The organism is Paenirhizobium cremeum, from assembly GCF_022884085.1.
GTDB lineage: Bacteria > Pseudomonadota > Alphaproteobacteria > Rhizobiales > Rhizobiaceae > Allorhizobium > Allorhizobium cremeum.
The window spans coordinates 156,532-174,115 of sequence record NZ_JAGGCS010000009.1; the positions used below are offsets into that span (position 1 = coordinate 156,532).

The following is a 17,584-nucleotide window of genomic DNA, read 5'->3' on the forward strand; positions in this document are numbered from 1 at the left end:
TTTTTCGTTGCTTTAAAGGCTGATTAAGTCGAACGACCTATTTGTTGCGCCGGTCCCGAGCGGGGCTTCCCTTTTCTTTCGCGCCTTGGACGATGTTTGATGGACAACTGGCTTGGTCTGGACCCACGCCCGCGCCTGACGGACGAACAACGTTCGGCCTATGAGCGCGACCGCGCGGTGGCCCGCAGCCATTCGCTGAACCAGACCACGTTTACCGTCACGCTGTTCTATCTGATCTATGCCGCCGTCGACGCGATGCTGCTCGGCGACATCGTCTGGCTGTCGCTGTCGCTGCGCTTCGGGCTGATGCTGCCGCTGGCGATGGCGCTCAGCCAATACCAGATGGGCCGGCGGCCGATCGCCCGCAAGGAGGCGGCGACGCTCGCCGTGGTGCTGTCAGGCAATCTCGTCTGGTGCATCGTGCTGACGACAAGCGAAAGCCCGGCGGCGCTGCATTATTACTATGCCGCGGCGGTGTTCCAGATGGTCATCACCATCGCCGTCAGGGCTCCCCTGAAGATCACGCTCTACGCGACGCTCTGTTGTTTCCTGCTGAACTACGGCTTCATCTGGTTCCTGAAGGGCGTCAGCCTCGATTACGTGCTCTATCACCTCGCCCTCTACATACCGACGGCGGCGCTGACGCTCATCTCCAGCCACCAATTGGAGGCGGAGCGGCAGATCGCCTTCCTGCAGGCGCATGAGAACGAGGCGCTGAAGCGCGAGCTTTCCCGCCAGAACGGCGAGCTGGAGCGTCTGTCGGTCACCGATCCCCTGACCCAGCTTCCCAACCGGCGGGGCGCCGAGGCCGAGTTGGCGCGGCTTCGCCGCTGGTATCGGGCGGAGGACCTTGCGCAATCGGCGCTGCTTCTGATCGACATCGACCATTTCAAGGCCTTCAACGACAATTACGGCCACAGCGCCGGCGACGCCTGCCTGCGCGCCGTCGCCGAAAGCATGCGCCGCGAACTGCCCGACGCAATCCACCTGTCGCGCCATGGCGGGGAGGAATTCCTGGCGCTGATGCCGCTTGCCGATTCCGCCCGCGCCGGCATGTTCGCCGAGCGCATGCGCCGGGCCGTCCGGGCGCTTGCCATCCCGCACGACCACACCGGCGACCGCAACCGCCACGTGACCATCAGCATCGGTATCGGCTGCGGCTCGATCGCCGACGAAGCCAGCTTCTCCGAAACCCTCGACGCCGCCGACCGCGGCCTCTACGCCGTTAAGGCCGACGGCCGCAACGGCTGGCACTTCGGCCCGCCAGCCGAAGGCGAGAGGACGGATGCGGCTTGAGGGGGTGGGTGCGATGGAGGTTGTTCGCGGAGGTTACAGGGATCGCGGAAAACTCTGAGGGGCTGTCATCGGAGGCGTTAAGCGCTTCTTGTGGCACACTTGCATGAGCAAAACTCTGCTTGCGCCTTATCTCATTTCGACAACGAGGAAGATTAATACCCAATCACCTCAGGCCCTAGCACCAGCATCCTATCCACCTCGCCGCCTGAAAATATATCTCAAACAGTAAACGCAAGTCAATCTTAATATCATTTCGTTGACAACAATATCATCGCGTAATATAAAAAATTATTTCCGTTATTTGCTATCACTCCAATCATCGCCGTTGTCTACATAAGCCCAAAGTTCTTCATCTCCAGCCTCAACTCCATTCACCTTAGTAAGGAAAACTTTATTATCGAAGAAAATACCATTAAAATCAATCAGACACGTATCTCCTTGGCGGCAATACTTATAATACCATTCATCGGAAAAATTCCTAAATAGCCTTATTTTAAACACCTCTTTCTTCTTAAGCTTGACGTCTTGATTGACGACAGCAAGCCGATAGGCATTTTCATATTCAATTTGTGCCAACGTTCCATATTCTCTAGCGTCGACCTTAAAGCGATACATGCGTCCATCGTACACATCGTCAAATAGATCGGGAGTAATCGGCGTCAACTGCCTCTCACTCGCCTTGTCGTCAAGGTCGGCGAGCGTGGCAATTCGGACGACATTCTCCGTCGGAACATCCGGAGGCTGAGCAATCCCAACGAGTTCATTCCAGTATCTTGTATTTTTTATTAGATTTGACAGATATACGCCAATAGTGCCCTCAACAAAGGACAACTGACAATCGGCAGTTTGCCCGATCGCATAGCCGAAAGCGCCCTCATCGACATTCTTTCCTAGCGCGACACACACTTCTGAAACATTGCCGAACACCGCATCCACCGAGATACGATTGATGAACTGATTAGCGTCATCAAGCGCAGGACGAAGATCCTTCAAAACAGCAGGATCCTTACGCAACCACCCCTTAAATACCTCCGAATCACCATTGAGTTGGTGTCCGGACGCCCACACCTCAAGAAGTTCTGCAGTAACTAGCGCTGATTCTGGCAGAATTTCAGCACGTATGTAATCAACAAACAAAGGAGAATTCTCCCTTAAGGCCAACAAAGCTCCTTCCTCGTTAGCCTCATACCCCCTGCTTTTTATTAAAGCGACTATTTCTTTTTGACCCTCGCTCAATTCGCGGCCATAAAAATATTCCTTTATATCTAATCCAAACTTAGCAAACAAGAAAAATGATGGCGTTATAATAAATATACTAAAATACCCAATGAATTTTACAATAAGCTCCAATTTCTTATCTATCGATTGCAGATAATCAAAAACGCTTCTTTTATTTTTGTATTCCATTGCCAATCCATCACAATATATTTATTTCTAGAGTATTTAGATATATTTTGTTCGATTCTCAAAAGGCCTTTCTACAATTTTAAGGAGACACAAGCGGATCAATTTTTGGCGTTTTGATTCTCTACAATAGCAACTTGTCCAACTTGGTGACCATTAACGGAAGACACCGTAGCTCAAAGTTTCTGAGGCCATCAAGAAAATTAGGGTTTTTACCTAAAGTTCGAATGGATCACTCGAGCTCTTCACACCGGGATCTGCCTCAAAGGGATCAGATTTTTTGGTCGAATTGACCGCTTGTTGACAGTTCAGCATTTCAGAAATGGCTTTCGCCGATCCATTCAAGCGCAGATGCGCTATTTCTCGACCGGAGAAGGTCGAACGCATGCTCAGCTTGCTAGCGAATTCCGATGCAAAATTCGGGTCGGTTGTAGACACGACAAGAAATTTCGATTGGTTCATCTCAATAGCGCTAGCGGTTGCATCCCAGACAGGGCTGCGATCAAACTGAATCTGGATAGGATAATCCTTACCAACCTCCAGCGACTTCCATTTGTCATTACCAAGCGCAAGATAAATGGTCGTTGGCTTCACCGTAAAATTGAACCCGAGCCGCAGGAGTGTACCATCTTCATAAACGTTCAATACGAAGCAGCCATTACCTAGGGATGGGTCCATGTACACTCCCCATCCGCCAACCTCTTTCCACAAAATTGTATCGGCCGCCGAAACGACGTTGGCAAAAAGACAAAGTGCTGCCGACATTCCCAACAATCGCTTCATGACTGCCTCCATTTTCAAGCAACCATAGGAGAAGGTTATATTAGTTGCCATTCAGAATGGAGTACTAGCGACGAAGTCGCAAGCGGACATTCTAAGCTTGGATAACGCATGAATCGGTGAGTTCCGTCACCACACCCCTCGCCTTCCCCTTCCCCAGAATCAGTGATACCGCTGGAACCCGGCGCGGGGCGGGCCGCGTTGCATTTCAAGAGGGTCCAGAGCCAGCCGTGTTGCGTGTTCCACTGCTCATCGCCGTTACGCTCGTCATCGCCTTCGGCGGCGGGATCCTGTCGGCGCTTTCGGCGCTCAATGCCTCGGTCGGCTTCGGCGCGATCCGGCTTGGCGTGTGGAGCGCCTTCCCGCAGGCGCAGACGGATGCCGCCGATCCTTACGCGAAATCCCACCGGGCGAAGGCCGGACGGCTGCTTTACGGTTCGGCGGAAGGGCTGACGTTTACCGCCGCCCATGACGAGAGCGGCCGCCAGCTCATCGGCACCTGCAGCTACCGGCTCTCCGGGCGCACGCCGACCGCCCGCTTCTGGACGCTTTATGCCGCCGATGCCGCCGGGCGGCCGCTTTCGACGCGGGCCGAGCTTCCCGGCTCGCATAATTCGCAGAGCATCCTGCGCAAGCGCGACGGCAGCTTCGAGATCGTGATTTCGCCCACCGCCCATGCCGGCAACTGGCTGGCGCTGCCGGATGCCGGGCGCTTCTCGCTGGTGCTGACGCTGCTCGATACGCCGGCGGCGGGAAGTTCCGGGCTGATCGGGCTCGAAATGCCCAAGGTCGAGACGATCGGGTGCGGCAATGAATAAATTCCTCTATGCCGTCGCGACCGGCCTCGTCGGCGCCGTGGTGCTGCATATCATCATCATTCTCTCGCTGCCGCATTATACCGGCCGCGACGCCTATACGCGGGTGAAGGCGGAGGGCAATGCCAACCGGTTCTATGCGCTCGCCGACACGCCGGATGCGGCCGGACTTTCCAACGGCGATCCTTATCTCCGGGTCGCCGTCTGTCATTTCGACATCGAACGGCGTCCGCTCCGGCTGCTGGCGCCACGCGGGCCGGCCTTCTGGTCGCTGGCGCTCTACGACGCCAATTCCAACGAAATCTTCAGCATGAACGACCGCACCTCGGTCTCGGGCAATCTCGACGTGCTGGTGGCAAACCCCGTGCAGATGGCGAGAATCCGCAAGACACCGGTCGCCGCCCTGACGGAATCGATCATCGTCGAGGCAAGGAGCAATACAGGCTATGCGGTGCTCCGTGCCATGGCGCCGCAGCCGAGCCTCGAGGAGCAGGCCGACAGCTTCCTGGATGAGGCCGTCTGCGCGCCCGTGGAAGGGCTTTGAGCCCGGTCTTTTGGGTTCGGGCGTTTCTGACGCGGCGGCATTCCGCCCCCCCTCTGCCCTGCCGCACACTGCCGGGAACGGGTGCGCCGCCGGCGCTCTATTTGTCGTGCTGCCGGTCGTCGCGGCAAGCAAAACCGCTCGACGCCTTTCGCGACAGACGTCCAGCCGCAGGCGTCAGGGCCTCTGGTCCATGCCGCCGTCGAGCGGGCGGGGCAGCGCCGGCAGGCGTTTCTCTGTTATCCGCGGCGGCTCGTAACGCTCGTAGCGTATGCCGGTGAACAGCAGGATTTGCGCCGCCGTCCCGTCCCGTCGCACGCGCCTGTCCGCCAGCGACAACCGATCCTTGATCCTGATAATTTCCGCCATTCTCGTCTCCGTTTTCCAGATCGAGACGGATGAGGACGTGCGATCTCACCCTGCCCTTTCGATGAAGGGCCAGCACGTCTCCGGCGGACGGCAATGCCATGCGGCCCATGGGCCGGAGCCAATCGTGCCTTTCTCAGCGCGAACCTGCCGGAGCTAAAAGCCACCCACCGGGAGGGACACGCGAACTGCACTAAATTAGAGATACACGAATCATACTTATGCACCCCCATGCCCTGATTTGGCCACAGCTTAGTTAACAGCTTGCTAACAAATTCGTTCTAATCTGGAACACGGGTATTGCGTGAGCGTGGGTCGTATCATGAACAGTCGGTTTCGTGAGCTGGAAAAGCCGGTGGGCGTAAGGAAGAAGGACGTAGTGCTGATGGCCACCGTCACCAGTTTCGATGAGATCGCCTTCCCCACCAAGTCGGAACTCAGGCAGTTCGCCGAACTCTTCACGCCGCTCTTCCACGCCTCCAGCGAAGAGGCGAGACGGCAGGCGGTCGCGGCCCTTTCCCAATGCTCCAACATCCCGACCGCCGTCGCCCTCTTCATCGCATCCCAGCCGATTGCCATCGCCGCCCCCTTTCTCGCCTCCTCGCCCTGCCTTTCCGATGACCTTCTAATCATGATCGCCCGCACGCAAGGGGCCGCGCATGCCCGCGCCATCGTCCGGCGCGAGGCGCTTTCGCCCACCGTGATCGATGCGCTGGTCGGAATGCGGCATCTCGATGCGCCGAAGAGCCGGACGCCCGCGGAGCACCCGAAACCGGCTGCAACGACCCCGGACGGCGAGCGGAGCGGCCCATCGGCGACGGAGGCTGCGGCGGCATCGGGACCGGCCGCCGCCGATGGCGGACGGCTGGAGCGCGAGGAGAAACTGCGCGGCGAAATCAGGCGGCTCACCGCCCATGTCAACCGTCCGCCCGCCGATCGCCTCGGCCTCAGGACCGTCACCTCGCTGCAGGAGGCGCTCCTGGTGCGCTTCGCCCGCAACCGGGAGGCCGGCCTTCTCGCCACGACGCTCGCCGACACACTGTCTTCCAGCCGCTGGCTCGCAGAACGCATCCTGCTCGATATTTCCGGCCGCCAGCTTGCCACCACGCTTGTCGGGGTCGCCATGGCGCCCGCCGAAATCGCCTTCGTGCTGAAAAGCCTCTATCCGCATCTTTCCCGCGACGAGGGCGGCATGTCCCGCGCCGAACGGCTGATCGAAAGCCTCGATCCGATCGAATGCGAGGAACGGGTCGATACCTGGCGCCGCGCCGACAGCTACACCTTCCATTCCGCCGGCGGCGAGGAACCCACGACCGCGCCGGCAAAGCCGCAGGCGATCAAGCCCGTCGCAGCGATCCTGCAAAGCGTCGACGAACACAGCCCGCAGGTGCTGAAGGCGCGGCAGCGCTGACGGCCAGCCTTCCGGCCGGGTCAGCCGCGCCCGAGAACCGTCATGGCCTGCCTTCCTTCGCCATGGGCAGAAGGTCGCCGATCTCGTCGGTTTCAAGCTCCACCACCCAGCAATCCGGGTCCCAGCGGCGCTCGCGCGCAAGCATTTCGTCGACCGCTTCCGGCTCCGCCTTTTCCAGCCTCGCCTCGAACAGGCGACTGTCGCGATCCTCCTCGCCGAGCAGGGCCTGCGGCGCCGGTCCGTAGAGCGTTTCCAGCCCGTCGCGGAACCGCTGCCTGACGAAGATCGCACCCGCTTCCTCGACGCCCTTCGAGACCACCGCGGCAAAGCCGCCGGCGGCGAAGACCCGGCGCAGAAGCGCCGACACGAAGATATCGGAACGAAGTCGCATGGCGATCAGATCCCCGGAACTGGTCTTGGCACCCGCAGGATGGGTGCCGGCCCTGCCCGAATAGGGCAGGCGCCGCCTTGTGTAAATCGCGCAGCCGGCAAGACATGCCGGCAAGCGGGCGAGAAGGCAGCGCTTCGGGGCTTCCTCCCTTCGTTCTCCTGCAATTTCCAAAGCGAAGCCGGTTCCCGCTCCGGCGGGCATTGTCAGAGCCCGGGCTTATCGTTTTGCCTCCTCGCAGGAAATTCGCCATGCGACGGCACGTTTTTCGACGTCCAGCGTTACCTCCCCGAACAACGAAGCCAGTAAAGGAGAGTATCATGGCAAGAACCTTCGATCTGTCCGGTCTGTCCGAAGACGAACTGACCGATCTCATCGACGAGGCGACCAGCATCCGGGCGATCCGGCAGGCGGACCGGCGGCGCGAAACCGCGAGATCCGGGCCCGAGCGACAGCGGCAGGATGTGAACGATCCGAACCACGGCACCATTCCGACGCCGACGCCGCGCTGACGAATGCGAGGTTGAACGGACCCTGGGCGCTCCCGGTGAAACCGGGCGCGACACACGACACGACGGCAATCCGGCGCTTCGTGGTCCGGCACAATTCAGCAGGAAACCGCCGCGCGTTGCGCCGGGCGGATCAAGGGAGGAGAGACACGCCATGACCATTGCCAAGAACACGATCTGCCTCTGGTACGAGCGGGATGCCGAGGCCGCGGCGCGCTTTTATGCGTCGATCTTTCCCAACAGCGTCGTCGGCGCCGTTCACCGGGCTCCGAGCGATTTTCCGTCCGGCCGGCAGGGCGACGTCCTGACGGTGGAATTCACCGTCGCCGGCATTCCCTGCATCGGCCTCAATGGCGGGCCGGCCTTCAAGCACAGCGAAGCCTTTTCCTTCCAGATCGCCACGGAGGACCAGGCGGAAACCGACCGCTACTGGAACGCCATCGTGGGTAATGGCGGGCAGGAAAGCGAATGCGGCTGGTGCAAGGACAAATGGGGCATCTCCTGGCAGATCACCCCGCGCACCCTGACCGAAGCGTTCACCGGAGGCGGCCCCGAAGCGAAGCGGGCATTCGACGCGATGATGACGATGAAGAAGATCGACGTCGCCGCCATCGAGGCCGCGCGGCGCGGCTGACGGTTTCCGGCAGCTGTGTTGCGGGATGGGGCCGGGGGGGCGAAATCCTACGCCAACCGTCTGTCGTGACCGGACAGTGCCGCACCCACCATCGTCATTCCGGACGTGTTCCGGCCAGCGCGATCAAGTCCCTGATCGCATAAGAGTCTTTCGCGCGATGGACATCGCGCCGCTGGATGCCGGAACAGGTCCGGCATGACGGGAAGGACGCCACGGCCTTGACAAGACAATTGCCGCCAACCGGACACTGGCGGGCGGCCATGTGCCGAAAGGCGCAGGCTGCGTGCGGGAGCTANGAAGGACGCCACGGCCTTGACAAGACAATTGCCGCCAACCGGACACTGGCGGGCGGCCATGTGCCGAAAGGCGCAGGCTGCGTGCGGGAGCTATCCCCTCGCCGCCTCGTGCCGGAAGATGCGGAGGATCTGGCGGCCGAGTTCGTCGGGGGTCATGCGGCCAGGGCGATACCAGCCGGAGACGTTGTTGAGCAGCGTCAGCAGCAGCAGGCGATAGACGCCGCGGTCGAGCGCGGGATCTAGCGGCAGGGCTGCTATCAGGTCGCGGAACACGAGTTCGAAGGTATCGCGCTTTTCGACCAGCCGTTCGCGGATCTCCGCCGGGGCCGAGGCGAAGTCGTTCATCAGCGGCATGGTCAGCGAATTGGGATCGAGCTGGATTTCCATCATGGTGACGCAGGCCGCCTCAAGCCGTTCCCACGGATCGGACAGCGGCGCGATGGCCGCGCGGATGCGGTCCTCCGCCACCTGCAGGGCGATATCGTGGATGCGGACGAACAGCGCTTCCTTCGACTTGATGTAGTGATAGAGCGAACCGCCGAGCAGCCCCACCCGCTCGCCGATATCGCGCACCGAGGTCGCCGCATAACCGCGCTCGGCAAAGAGGGCGGCGGCCGCTTCGAGGATATCGCGATGCCGGTCGCTCATCCCGCTGTCCTGCAATGCGCCTGCAAGCGTGCTTTTCGCAACGCCCGTCATTTCACGGCTCTTGCCTACCGTCATTGCCTCTCCCGGCATCTCTTCGTCGTCTCGCTGCAATCCTTGCAACGCTCATAGAACATTTCCGGCGACAACGGAATCCACGGGTGGGCGACAGAACTGTGGGCGTGGGGCACCCCTCTGCCCTGCCGCTGCGCAACCCGACGACTTCGCCTCCGCTCCGTTTTTGCGTCAACGCGCGTCCCGCCCCGGAAAACCGCCCGAAGCCCCGCCGTCCCGCACCTCAGAGCTTGTAGTCCGGGTCCTTGCGGTCGAGAACGCGCTTGATGCTTTCGAGGTGCAGGCGGGCGCTTTCGGGGTCGCCGTCGCGCATCTGGCGGGCCGCGGCGGCGGCCACCTCGGGCCTGACCGGAAGGAGCGGGCGGCCGGTGCTCATCGCCTTCAATTGCACTTCCGCGGCGCGCTCCAGATAGTAGAGATCGTCCCAGGCCTCGGCGATGTTTGCGGCGCAGACCATGACCCCGTGGTTCTTCATGAACAGGATGTCGTTGTCGCCGAGGACGGCGGCGATGCGGTCGCCTTCCCGCTCGTCGAGCGCCAGGCCGTTGTAGTCCTCGTCGACCACGGTGCGGCCATAGAATTTCAGCGCCGTCTGGCCCGCCCAGACCAGCGGTTCGCCTTCCAGCATGCTGAGCGCGGTGGCGTTGGGCATATGGGTGTGGAAGGCGGCGCCGACGCGGGGCGACATCCTGTGCAGGCGGGCATGAATGTAGAAGGCCGTCGCCTCAGGCTCGCCATCGCCGGAGAGAACGTTGCCGTCGAAATCGCAGATCAAGAGGTTGGAGGCGCTCGCCTCCTCGAAGGCATAACCGAGGCGGTTGACGAGGAAGAGATCGGGATGGCCCGGCACGACGGCGGAGAAATGGTTGCAGATGCCCTCTTCCAGCCCGTGGCGCGCCGCCGTTCTCAGACAGGCGGCAAGATCGACGCGGGCCTGCCAGATCTCGTCCGTCTCGAGGTTGACGTTGCGGCGGACGGCAAAGGCCGGATCGGGGCGGTTCAGTTCATGGGCCATCGGGGAATCTCCTTGATGGCCCATGGTTAAAAGCTTTGACGGACGATGCAAGCCGCCCGGCAGCCACAACCGGCTCAGACACGGATGGCGAGGCGCAGGCCGCCCCAATGACGGCCCGAGACTGTGATCGGAGCGGAGATATCCTTCATCACCACGAAATTGCCGCCACCCATGTCGCGGCGATAGGTCTGAACGAGGAAGGGCGCGGTCGAGCGGCCGGCGGCAAGGCCGACACGGTCGTTGAAGATGCGGCGGTTGCGGCAGTTGGCGGCGTTCCACACGGGGTCGCCGGGGCGCTGGGGCTGGGAAAACTTGCGGTTATGGGTCGGCAGGTAGCCGTTGGTATCCACCGCCGCGCAGAAGCCGATGCGGTCGGAGAGGGCGAGAACGGGCTCGATGATGCCCGGAAGCTCCCGATCGGTAAATTCGGTGAAGGCTGCAAGCATCTGCACCGGATCGGTGCCGGGGATCGGCCGATAGGCCTGGTCGAAAAGCGCCGACAACCCGATGCGGCCGCCATCGACGGCGCGCTGGAAGGCGGAGGAGATCGCCGCCGCCACATCGCGGGCGGTGTCGATCCACCGGCTGTCCTCGGTCTCGATGCCGGCGCTGGCGGTGAGCTGGATCAGGGTCTCCGACAGATTGACAACCTTATCGACCCGGACCGCCGCGTTCTGAAGCGCGGCGTCCGACTGCCGGACCTCCTTTGCCACAGAGCCGAGGGTGGTGACGAAATCGCTGCACTGGCGGTCGACCATTTCCGTGGTCTTCGCCATGGCGGAGGAGCCGTCGAGAATGCGGGTGATGACGCCCTCCATGGTGGAGAAGGACTGGTTCATCGCCTGGGAGGTGTCACGCACGCCAAGCGCGCTTTCGCTGGCACCCCTGCCCGCCTCGGAGAGCCTTGCGATCCTGCTGCGGATTTCGTTGAGGATCGCCTGGATCGAACCGGTCGCCTGGGAGGTCTGCAGCGAGAGTGCGCGGATCTCGGCGGCGACGACGGCAAAGCCCTTGCCTGTCTCGCCCGCACGCGCCGCCTCGATTGCGGCATTCAACGCCAGGAGATTGGTCTGGCGCGCAATCGAACCGATCTCCTCGGCAACCTTGTCGACATTGGAAAGCGACACGGCGAAGGTGCCGATCTCGCTCGAAATCTCCTGCGAGACCGCGACCATCCGGTCGATCTTGTCGACGGCGCCGGCAAGCCGGCTCGCCGAATCGCCCAGCATGTGGCGGGCCTCGGCCGCGGTTTCATCGGTCGCGCGCAGTGTGGAGGCGACATCGTTGTTGGTTTCGGCAATCGCAAGCGCGGTGCGCGTCACCGCATCGAAGGTATCGGAATGGCGCTTCGACATCGCCGCCACGTCCTGGATCGCGCCGGCGATATCGACCAGATCGACGCCGAGCGTCGAGGCCTCCCTGGCGAGCTTGCCGACGATGCTGCGGAGCGCATCCGCATCGGCATGCGGAGAGCCGGTCGAAACGGACTCTTCCTCCGGCAACAGTCTTTCCACGGCGCTCATGCAATCGGTCCTCCCAGCCCGAGAACAGTATCGGTCGCAGCAGTTAACGATTTGCAAAGGTTGGAATGGTCAAAGTCGCCACAACCGAGGCGCGATTTTGTACCTGGCAAGTCCGGTGCTCTCGCTCAGAGCGCGCCGATATCCTTGAGCTTCTTCAGCACCGCGGCATTCGGCTCGCCAGTTTCCGGCAGGCGGTAATGCCGCTGGAAACGGCGGATCGCGGCGCGGGTTGCCTCGCCGGCCACGCCGTCGATGCGGACGTCGGTATAGGCGATGTTGGACAGGCCGCGCTGTATCTCCATCACGAGGCCGGGATCGGGCGCGGCAGTCAGGGTCGCGGGTTGCGCCTCGGCATCGTCGTTGCTCGCGGAAGCCGGAATGGCAGCCGGAGGCTGCGGCGCGGGCGGCTTCGCCTGAATGGTCTTTGCCGCGGTTTGCGCCGGGGTCTTTTCCGGCTTCGCGGCCGAACGGGCGGGCGCGGTGACAACCGCCTTCTCGGCGCTGCGGATCGCGGCGGCGACCGGGTCCTTTGCGGCGTCCTGCGACGAGACATCGGTCGGCGGGCGCTGTTTCGGCACGGCGGCGGTGGCGCTGTTGTCCACCCTCAGCGCCGCCAGAAGCTCGTCGCTGACGAGACCGTTCGGCTCCATGCCGACCGATTTCTGGAAAAGGGCGATCGCCGCTTCCGTCTGCGGCCCGATCACGCCGTCCGGATCACCTGCATAAAGGCCGCGGCGGGCAAGTTCCGCCTGCACGGCAACCGCAAGCTCGCTCACGCCGTCGCCATCGAGATCGCCGCTCGGCGGAAGGGTTTCGGCCCGCTCGACGGCGGCAGCTTCGGTCGCCACGGCCTCACCCTCGGCAGGAGCACGCTCGATCTTGAAGGTCGTGGTGTTGGCGGGGTCCTGTTCCAGCATGGGATTGCGGGCGACACCGGCCAGCGCGTTGAAATCGGAAGCGTCGCGCGTGCGGAAAATCGGCGAGGGATGACGACCCGGCTGGTACCAGAGCGCATTGGCGGCGACGAAACCGAAAGCAACGGCAAAGCTCGCCACCCCGCCGATCAGGCGTGGATGGCGGGAGGCACCGCGCACGAGCGCGGCAAACCCCGCAGAAAGCAAGCCCGGCACCCGCGATGCCGGCTTCCTTTCAGGCGATTTTCGCTTTCGCTTCGTCATACACAGTCTCTTTCCTGCCCAATTCGCGGACCTGCATTTCCAGCGGCTTAAGCCGTGGCGGAAACTCGACCATATTGTCCCCGCCGGCGAGAATGGCGGCCGCCCCCGAACCATCCGCCGGCAAGGTTACCGTGACCACCGTGCCCTCGCCCGGACGGCTTTCCATCCGGAAGGTGCCGCCGTGCAGGGCGGTCAGCCCCTTCACCAGCGACAGGCCGAGGCCCGATCCTTCGTGGCCGCGGTTCAGATCGTCGTGGATCTGCGTGAAAGGCCTGCCGACCAGCGCCATCTTCTCGGGCGCAATGCCGATGCCGGTGTCGCTGACGACGATCTTCAGGTCCGAGCCTTCGCGCATCGCATCGATGATGACGGCGCCGCCGGCTTCCGTGAACTTGATGGCATTGCCGACGAGATTGATCAAGACCTGACGGACGGCGCGACCATCGGCCACCACCTCGCCGAGACCGCGCTGAACACGGCTCGTCAGAGCGACGCCCTTGCCGGCGGCCTGCAGCGACAGCATCTTTTCGCATTCGGCGACCGCTTCGGCGATCGGGAAGGTTTCCAGCACCAGTTCGTAACGGCCGGCCTCGATCTTGCTCATGTCGAGCATGGCATTGACCACCGACAGGAGATGAGCGCCCGACTGGCGGATCAACTGGACATATTCGCGCTGACGGTCGTTTTCGAGCTTGCCGAAATACTCGCCGGCGAGAATGTCCGAGAAGCCGAGGATGGCGTTGAGCGGCGTGCGCAGTTCGTGGCTGACGGCAGCGAGGAAGCGCGACTTCGCCTCATGGGCGGCCACGGCCTCGTCCTGCCTGCGGGCGGCGATGTCGCGGATCTGCATCTCGCCGGCGATGTCGAGCACCTGGACATGGATCGCGCGAAGGCTTCCATCGGCGGCGCGCTCGGCCGACATGTCCAGACGTACATGCATGAACTGCTTGTGATCGAGCCCGAGAACCGGACGCTCGAGCCTCAGGTCGATCACCTCGGCATCCACACCCTGGCGCAGTTCGTCAAGCGCCTGCACGAAGGCGATGCGATCGGAGACATGGACCTGCTCGGCAAAGGGACGATCGAAGGGATCGCGCAGGAAAGAAAGATACCAGTCGCGGTCGCGGCCGCCGGCCGAGCGCACGATGCCGACCGGATCGAGGCACAGCACGAGGCCGGGGCAGAAATCGACCGAGAGCCCCGCCGGCCGTTCCTTCTCCTCGCTGCGGCGCAGGGCGGCGCCATAACGATGACCGGCGACCAAGAGGACGCAGCAGACGAGGAAGGCGGCAATCACCAGCGCGACGCCGAGCGGCAGCGCGGTGGCCGGTCCGAGGAGATAGGCAAGAGCAAGCGGGACCGCGACGAGCGGCAGAACGAAGCCTGCGGCAAGGCGGCGCACCAGCACGACCTCGCCGGGTTCGACCGGGTCTCCATCGGCGCTCCACGACAGGCAGTTGCCGGCCGCACGATCCAGGATCGCCTCCGCCCTACCCGCAATGTTACGCAATACCAACACGACTTATACCCGCGAAACGACTCATTTCGTGAGCCGAACATAGGCCTTCCGCGCTTAAGGAAAAGATAAGGCAGGGCCTTCGAAAGCCCTTCGCAGGCCCTCTCTGGCCCATATCGGGACAATTCCGGGAAGCTTTCAAAATCGTGGTTAACGGGGCGTAAGCGACGGAATTGTCTCATATTTCTCAACCGCATTAACCTTTGTGGCAGCGCGGTCGCGGCAAAGCCGGTGGATTGCCGGGGCTTCGCCATAGTTATGCTTAACGGCGGTCGCTACAATTCGACACGAATGTCCATCAACGGGCCAATCGTTCAACTTTTAATCGAATTTTGCGCGAATCCGAGGGAGTTTTGCAAAGCGATCTTTGCACCCCCACCGTAGTGTCGCTGAAGACGACCGGGAAACAACCCGGCGCAGGCCGGGCAGGACCGGCAACACGGGATTGGTGAAGACGATGTGGTTTCTAATCAAGGGAACGTTTTGGTTTTCGATGGTGCTGGTCGCGCTGTCCTATTTCAGCACCCGGCCCGCCAATGATGAAGCGACCGGCCCGCAGGTCGCCGTCGGCGACGCCATCGCCGTCGTGACCGATGCCTACCAATATATCTCCGCCATCTGCACCGAGAAGCCCGACGTCTGCGAAAAGGGCGCGGAAACGCTGACCGCGCTCGGCCACCGGGCCCGCGAGGGCGCCTATGTCGCCTACCAGATCCTCGACAGCCAGTTCGCCGACCAGAACACGGCTGAACCCGCCGCGCCGGCCATGACGCTGAAGCCGGCTCCCGCCGCTACGGCCGAGGCGAAAACCGCCGCCGAGCCGACCACCATTTCCGAGATCATCACCGGCACGGTGACGCCGGAGCCGCGCCCGAAGAACGGCAACGGCCCGAAGCCCTATACGCCGCCGAAGCTCTGAACCACTTCTCCGGGACCGAACCGGCCCCGCCACCCGCTTGCATCGAAACCGCCTTCCGGATTTCCCGACCGGTTCCGTTGCCTGTCTGCCTGTCCCACAGGACCTTACGGCCATATTGCCGAGCCGCGCGGAAAAAACCGTGCGGCCTTTTTCTTTCACGCCGGCGGAAGACGATAGGGTTCCGCCGATCCCTGGAGCAGGCCGGGCGGAACACCTGTCCAGCTTGCGGGTTGCTCCTGAAAAGGGTCGCAACTTTCCAGACTCGCTCCGCACGCTCCAAATCCTCGTTTCATTGCAAGACGCCGGGCATGACGCTGGACATGTCGCTGGCGTAAAACCGCACTATAGTTTCGCGCGACATGCTTTAGAACTGTTCCATCTTTGCGAGCTATCCCTTATATCCAAGGGAACAGGAAGGATTTCCGACCCATGACGACCTTGCAGCAGATGATCGACGACTTCGCCTATCTCGAGGATTGGGAGGATCGTTATCGCTATGTCATCGAACTCGGCAAGGCGCTGCCCGATCTGCCCGAAGCCGAGAAAACGGCGGAAAACAAGGTGAAGGGCTGCGCAAGCCAGGTGTGGCTTTCCACCCGCGTGCACGAGGGCGCCGACCCGGTGATCGATTTTTCCGGCGACAGCGACGCCCACATCGTGCGCGGTCTGGTGGCAATCGTGCTTGCCGCCTATTCGGGCAAGCACGCCTCCGAGATCGCCAAGCTCGACGCCATCGACCTGTTTTCCCAGATCGGCCTGATCGAGCATCTATCGGCGCAGCGCGCCAACGGCCTGCGCTCGATGATCCAGCGTATCCGCGAGGAGGCCGCCCGCCATCTGGTCGCTTCGGCGGCATCCTGACCCCGCCTCATCCGAGTTCGGGACGGTAATCCTCAGCACCCCAGCGGTGAGCGCGGCGACTGCGCTGGGGCGGCGGCGCATAGTGGCGGGCAAGCGCCATCAAGGCCGTGCGCAGCATCAGCTTGGCGGAGCGTGCCGGCCACTGGCGCTCGCGCTCGACGGTCTCCAATCCCTTCATGAAGCAGCAGACATCGAGCGCAACGCCTGAAAGCTCCGGCCCGATAGCCTCGATTGCCGCATTCAGGCGGTTGCGGGCGCCGAGTGCCGAGTCCGTGAGATCTCCGGCGGCTGCGGGCTGCGCGCGCATGCGGCCGGCAAGCCTGGGCTCCCAGGAGGCGGTGATGCGCGGCTGCAGGCCGGCACGCTCGAAATCCGCGGCAAACCGCTCGCCGGCGGCGAGCGCCTCCTCGACGAGATAGGCCCCGCCGGACTTTTCCTTCAGGCGTGAAAGCGCCGAAAGCGGCGATTCGGCCAGATTGCGGCGGGTGACGGATCGCCCCTCCCCGGTCTCGATCGTCGCCGGAACGACGTCCCGATGCTGGTCCGCGAAGGCGTCGTCGGCCTCCTCCGCCATGGCGCGGCGCAGCCAGGTGGCCGTTCCCTCGCAGGACAAGAGCCGGCTTCCATCCCGTACCAGAAGACCTGAGGATACGGCGTGGCGCAGCACCGCAACCGGAACCGGAACCGTCCGCCCGTCCGCGAGCGCAAGGCTTGCGGTCTCCCCCTCCATGCCGGCGATGACGAGCGGGCCTTTCAGCGACAGGCGCAGAAGCCTGAGGAGCGGACGACGGATGGGATCGCCAGCGTCGTCGTGGGCCTTGCGGGCCGTGTGCGCTTCCGTGACACCCTTCTTCTTCATGCGCGGCTCCCGGGAAGAAGAAGCAGCGTCTCAGCCAGCCGCTCGATGATGGCGACGAAAGCGTCGAAGGCCGGATCGTCGCGGCGGTCCTCCACGACATGGCAGGCATGGGCGACGGTGGTGCGATCACGGCCGAAGGCGTCGCCGATCTCGGCAAGCGGCATCTGAAGGGCGACGTGGCAGACATACATGGCGATCTGCCGCACATGGCAAACGGCGCGGCGGCGATCGCTGCGTTCCTTGCTGCCGTCGCCGGTCATGGCCAGCAGTTCGGCGGTAATCTGGCGCACGATCATGCAGAGAATGCGGTGGGCGGGCGAAGCTTTCGCAGGACCCGGCAGGGAGGAAGGAACGGCACTATCGGGTGACATATGAATACTCCTAAATTGTAGGAATTTATTCATACAACACTAGCGGAAAACGGGGACATGAAAAGCAGCATGCTCCACAAAATTCCCTGAATCCGTTGGATATTTCCTTAAAATGATGATTTCATATGGGATTAATTTCCTCTATTCAGGCATAAAAAAACCGGGCTGACGCCCGGTTCTTC

Annotated in this window: 19 protein-coding genes; 8 read left to right on the forward strand and 11 right to left on the reverse strand. The window is 62.3% G+C overall.

Annotation, left to right across the window (positions count from 1 at the left end; all coding sequences use genetic code 11):
• Positions 1 to 99: 99 nt before the first annotated feature.
• On the forward strand, positions 100 to 1,296 hold the full coding sequence (locus J5N58_RS17170; protein ID WP_244711902.1) for a GGDEF domain-containing protein: 1,197 nt from the start codon (positions 100 to 102) through the stop codon (positions 1,294 to 1,296).
• Between the two features lie 297 nt (positions 1,297 to 1,593).
• On the opposite strand, the gene J5N58_RS17175 is transcribed toward J5N58_RS17170, so the two are convergent.
• Together J5N58_RS17175 and J5N58_RS17180 are read right to left on the reverse strand one after the other, a co-directional pair.
• On the reverse strand, positions 1,594 to 2,703 hold the full coding sequence (locus tag J5N58_RS17175) for a hypothetical protein (protein WP_113338892.1): 1,110 nt from the start codon (positions 2,701 to 2,703) through the stop codon (positions 1,594 to 1,596).
• Between the two features lie 213 nt (positions 2,704 to 2,916).
• Positions 2,917 to 3,483, reverse strand: coding sequence for a hypothetical protein (locus tag J5N58_RS17180; protein WP_244711905.1), 567 nt, complete (start codon positions 3,481 to 3,483; stop codon positions 2,917 to 2,919).
• A gap of 227 nt (positions 3,484 to 3,710) precedes the next feature.
• Between J5N58_RS17180 and J5N58_RS17185 the strand changes: the two genes are divergently transcribed.
• A complete protein-coding gene (locus J5N58_RS17185; protein WP_112830812.1) occupies positions 3,711 to 4,298 on the forward strand; it encodes a DUF1214 domain-containing protein in 588 nt (195 codons plus the stop codon).
• Positions 4,291 to 4,839: a DUF1254 domain-containing protein gene (locus J5N58_RS17190; RefSeq protein ID WP_113338894.1), complete on the forward strand. Its 549-nt coding sequence runs from the start codon at positions 4,291 to 4,293 to the stop codon at positions 4,837 to 4,839. Before J5N58_RS17185 ends, J5N58_RS17190 begins: the two co-directional genes overlap by 8 nt.
• A 174-nt stretch (positions 4,840 to 5,013) precedes the next feature.
• Here the strand turns inward: J5N58_RS17190 and J5N58_RS17195 are convergent, their stop codons facing one another.
• Positions 5,014 to 5,205, reverse strand: a complete 192-nt coding sequence (locus tag J5N58_RS17195; RefSeq protein WP_112830810.1) for a hypothetical protein — start codon at positions 5,203 to 5,205, stop codon at positions 5,014 to 5,016.
• Positions 5,206 to 5,524: 319 nt separating this feature from the next.
• On the opposite strand from J5N58_RS17195, the gene J5N58_RS17200 reads away from it, so the two are divergent.
• Positions 5,525 to 6,613: a DUF2336 domain-containing protein gene (locus tag J5N58_RS17200; protein ID WP_244711907.1), complete on the forward strand. Its 1,089-nt coding sequence runs from the start codon at positions 5,525 to 5,527 to the stop codon at positions 6,611 to 6,613.
• Positions 6,614 to 6,653: 40 nt separating this feature from the next.
• On the opposite strand, the gene J5N58_RS17205 is transcribed toward J5N58_RS17200, so the two are convergent.
• Positions 6,654 to 7,004: a DUF1491 family protein gene (locus J5N58_RS17205; RefSeq protein WP_112830822.1), complete on the reverse strand. Its 351-nt coding sequence runs from the start codon at positions 7,002 to 7,004 to the stop codon at positions 6,654 to 6,656.
• Positions 7,005 to 7,321: 317 nt separating this feature from the next.
• On the opposite strand from J5N58_RS17205, the gene J5N58_RS17210 reads away from it, so the two are divergent.
• Together J5N58_RS17210 and J5N58_RS17215 are read left to right on the forward strand one after the other, a co-directional pair.
• Entirely contained in the window at positions 7,322 to 7,513 is a 192-nt protein-coding gene (locus J5N58_RS17210; protein WP_113442627.1) for a hypothetical protein, read from the forward strand.
• Positions 7,514 to 7,670: 157 nt separating this feature from the next.
• The gene (locus J5N58_RS17215) at positions 7,671 to 8,144 is read left to right on the forward strand and encodes a VOC family protein (protein WP_112830821.1); all 474 of its coding nucleotides are present in this window, start codon (positions 7,671 to 7,673) and stop codon (positions 8,142 to 8,144) included.
• A gap of 386 nt (positions 8,145 to 8,530) precedes the next feature.
• Here J5N58_RS17215 and J5N58_RS17220 read toward each other — a convergent pair whose 3' ends face one another.
• The 5 genes from J5N58_RS17220 to J5N58_RS17240 all read right to left on the reverse strand — a co-directional run bounded on the left by J5N58_RS17220 (position 8,531) and on the right by J5N58_RS17240 (position 14,395).
• Positions 8,531 to 9,163, reverse strand: a complete 633-nt coding sequence (locus J5N58_RS17220; RefSeq protein WP_244711909.1) for a TetR/AcrR family transcriptional regulator — start codon at positions 9,161 to 9,163, stop codon at positions 8,531 to 8,533.
• A 220-nt stretch (positions 9,164 to 9,383) separates the two neighbouring features.
• On the reverse strand, positions 9,384 to 10,175 hold the full coding sequence (locus J5N58_RS17225) for an aldolase (RefSeq protein WP_244711911.1): 792 nt from the start codon (positions 10,173 to 10,175) through the stop codon (positions 9,384 to 9,386).
• 74 nt (positions 10,176 to 10,249) lie between these two features.
• Positions 10,250 to 11,698: a methyl-accepting chemotaxis protein gene (locus J5N58_RS17230; RefSeq protein ID WP_112830806.1), complete on the reverse strand. Its 1,449-nt coding sequence runs from the start codon at positions 11,696 to 11,698 to the stop codon at positions 10,250 to 10,252.
• A gap of 125 nt (positions 11,699 to 11,823) precedes the next feature.
• On the reverse strand, positions 11,824 to 12,876 hold the full coding sequence (locus J5N58_RS17235) for a peptidoglycan-binding domain-containing protein (protein ID WP_244711913.1): 1,053 nt from the start codon (positions 12,874 to 12,876) through the stop codon (positions 11,824 to 11,826).
• Complete coding sequence (locus J5N58_RS17240; protein ID WP_244711916.1) at positions 12,848 to 14,395, reverse strand: sensor histidine kinase; 1,548 nt, start codon at positions 14,393 to 14,395, stop codon at positions 12,848 to 12,850. The genes J5N58_RS17235 and J5N58_RS17240 overlap by 29 nt, the downstream gene beginning before the upstream one ends.
• A 454-nt stretch (positions 14,396 to 14,849) precedes the next feature.
• Between J5N58_RS17240 and J5N58_RS17245 the strand changes: the two genes are divergently transcribed.
• Both J5N58_RS17245 and J5N58_RS17250 read left to right on the forward strand, forming a co-directional pair.
• Positions 14,850 to 15,311 (forward strand): DUF5330 domain-containing protein, encoded by a 462-nt coding sequence (locus J5N58_RS17245; protein ID WP_112830803.1) that lies wholly within the window; start codon positions 14,850 to 14,852, stop codon positions 15,309 to 15,311.
• A gap of 429 nt (positions 15,312 to 15,740) precedes the next feature.
• Positions 15,741 to 16,172 carry a SufE family protein gene (locus tag J5N58_RS17250; RefSeq protein WP_244711917.1) on the forward strand — a complete coding sequence of 144 codons (432 nt, stop codon included), beginning with the start codon at positions 15,741 to 15,743 and terminating at the stop codon, positions 16,170 to 16,172.
• Between the two features lie 7 nt (positions 16,173 to 16,179).
• Here the strand turns inward: J5N58_RS17250 and J5N58_RS17255 are convergent, their stop codons facing one another.
• Both J5N58_RS17255 and J5N58_RS17260 read right to left on the reverse strand, forming a co-directional pair.
• On the reverse strand, positions 16,180 to 17,031 hold the full coding sequence (locus J5N58_RS17255) for a DUF6456 domain-containing protein (protein WP_244711919.1): 852 nt from the start codon (positions 17,029 to 17,031) through the stop codon (positions 16,180 to 16,182).
• Positions 17,028 to 17,402 carry a helix-turn-helix domain-containing protein gene (locus tag J5N58_RS17260; RefSeq protein ID WP_244711921.1) on the reverse strand — a complete coding sequence of 125 codons (375 nt, stop codon included), beginning with the start codon at positions 17,400 to 17,402 and terminating at the stop codon, positions 17,028 to 17,030. Before J5N58_RS17260 ends, J5N58_RS17255 begins: the two co-directional genes overlap by 4 nt.
• Positions 17,403 to 17,584 lie beyond the last annotated feature (182 nt).

Excerpts from the sequence above, each read along its gene's own strand:
- J5N58_RS17170 (WP_244711902.1), top strand. The coding sequence starts at position 100 with ATGGACAACTGGCTTGGTCTGGACCCACGCCCGCGCCTGACGGACGAA.
- J5N58_RS17175 (WP_113338892.1), bottom strand. The coding sequence starts at position 2,703 with ATGGAATACAAAAATAAAAGAAGCGTTTTTGATTATCTGCAATCGATA.
- J5N58_RS17180 (WP_244711905.1), bottom strand. The coding sequence starts at position 3,483 with ATGAAGCGATTGTTGGGAATGTCGGCAGCACTTTGTCTTTTTGCCAAC.
- J5N58_RS17190 (WP_113338894.1), top strand. The coding sequence starts at position 4,291 with ATGAATAAATTCCTCTATGCCGTCGCGACCGGCCTCGTCGGCGCCGTG.
- J5N58_RS17195 (WP_112830810.1), bottom strand. The coding sequence starts at position 5,205 with ATGGCGGAAATTATCAGGATCAAGGATCGGTTGTCGCTGGCGGACAGG.
- J5N58_RS17200 (WP_244711907.1), top strand. The coding sequence starts at position 5,525 with ATGAACAGTCGGTTTCGTGAGCTGGAAAAGCCGGTGGGCGTAAGGAAG.
- J5N58_RS17205 (WP_112830822.1), bottom strand. The coding sequence starts at position 7,004 with ATGCGACTTCGTTCCGATATCTTCGTGTCGGCGCTTCTGCGCCGGGTC.
- J5N58_RS17210 (WP_113442627.1), top strand. The coding sequence starts at position 7,322 with ATGGCAAGAACCTTCGATCTGTCCGGTCTGTCCGAAGACGAACTGACC.
- J5N58_RS17220 (WP_244711909.1), bottom strand. The coding sequence starts at position 9,163 with ATGACGGTAGGCAAGAGCCGTGAAATGACGGGCGTTGCGAAAAGCACG.
- J5N58_RS17225 (WP_244711911.1), bottom strand. The coding sequence starts at position 10,175 with ATGGCCCATGAACTGAACCGCCCCGATCCGGCCTTTGCCGTCCGCCGC.
- J5N58_RS17230 (WP_112830806.1), bottom strand. The coding sequence starts at position 11,698 with ATGAGCGCCGTGGAAAGACTGTTGCCGGAGGAAGAGTCCGTTTCGACC.
- J5N58_RS17235 (WP_244711913.1), bottom strand. The coding sequence starts at position 12,876 with ATGACGAAGCGAAAGCGAAAATCGCCTGAAAGGAAGCCGGCATCGCGG.
- J5N58_RS17245 (WP_112830803.1), top strand. The coding sequence starts at position 14,850 with ATGTGGTTTCTAATCAAGGGAACGTTTTGGTTTTCGATGGTGCTGGTC.
- J5N58_RS17250 (WP_244711917.1), top strand. The coding sequence starts at position 15,741 with ATGACGACCTTGCAGCAGATGATCGACGACTTCGCCTATCTCGAGGAT.
- J5N58_RS17255 (WP_244711919.1), bottom strand. The coding sequence starts at position 17,031 with ATGAAGAAGAAGGGTGTCACGGAAGCGCACACGGCCCGCAAGGCCCAC.
- J5N58_RS17260 (WP_244711921.1), bottom strand. The coding sequence starts at position 17,402 with ATGTCACCCGATAGTGCCGTTCCTTCCTCCCTGCCGGGTCCTGCGAAA.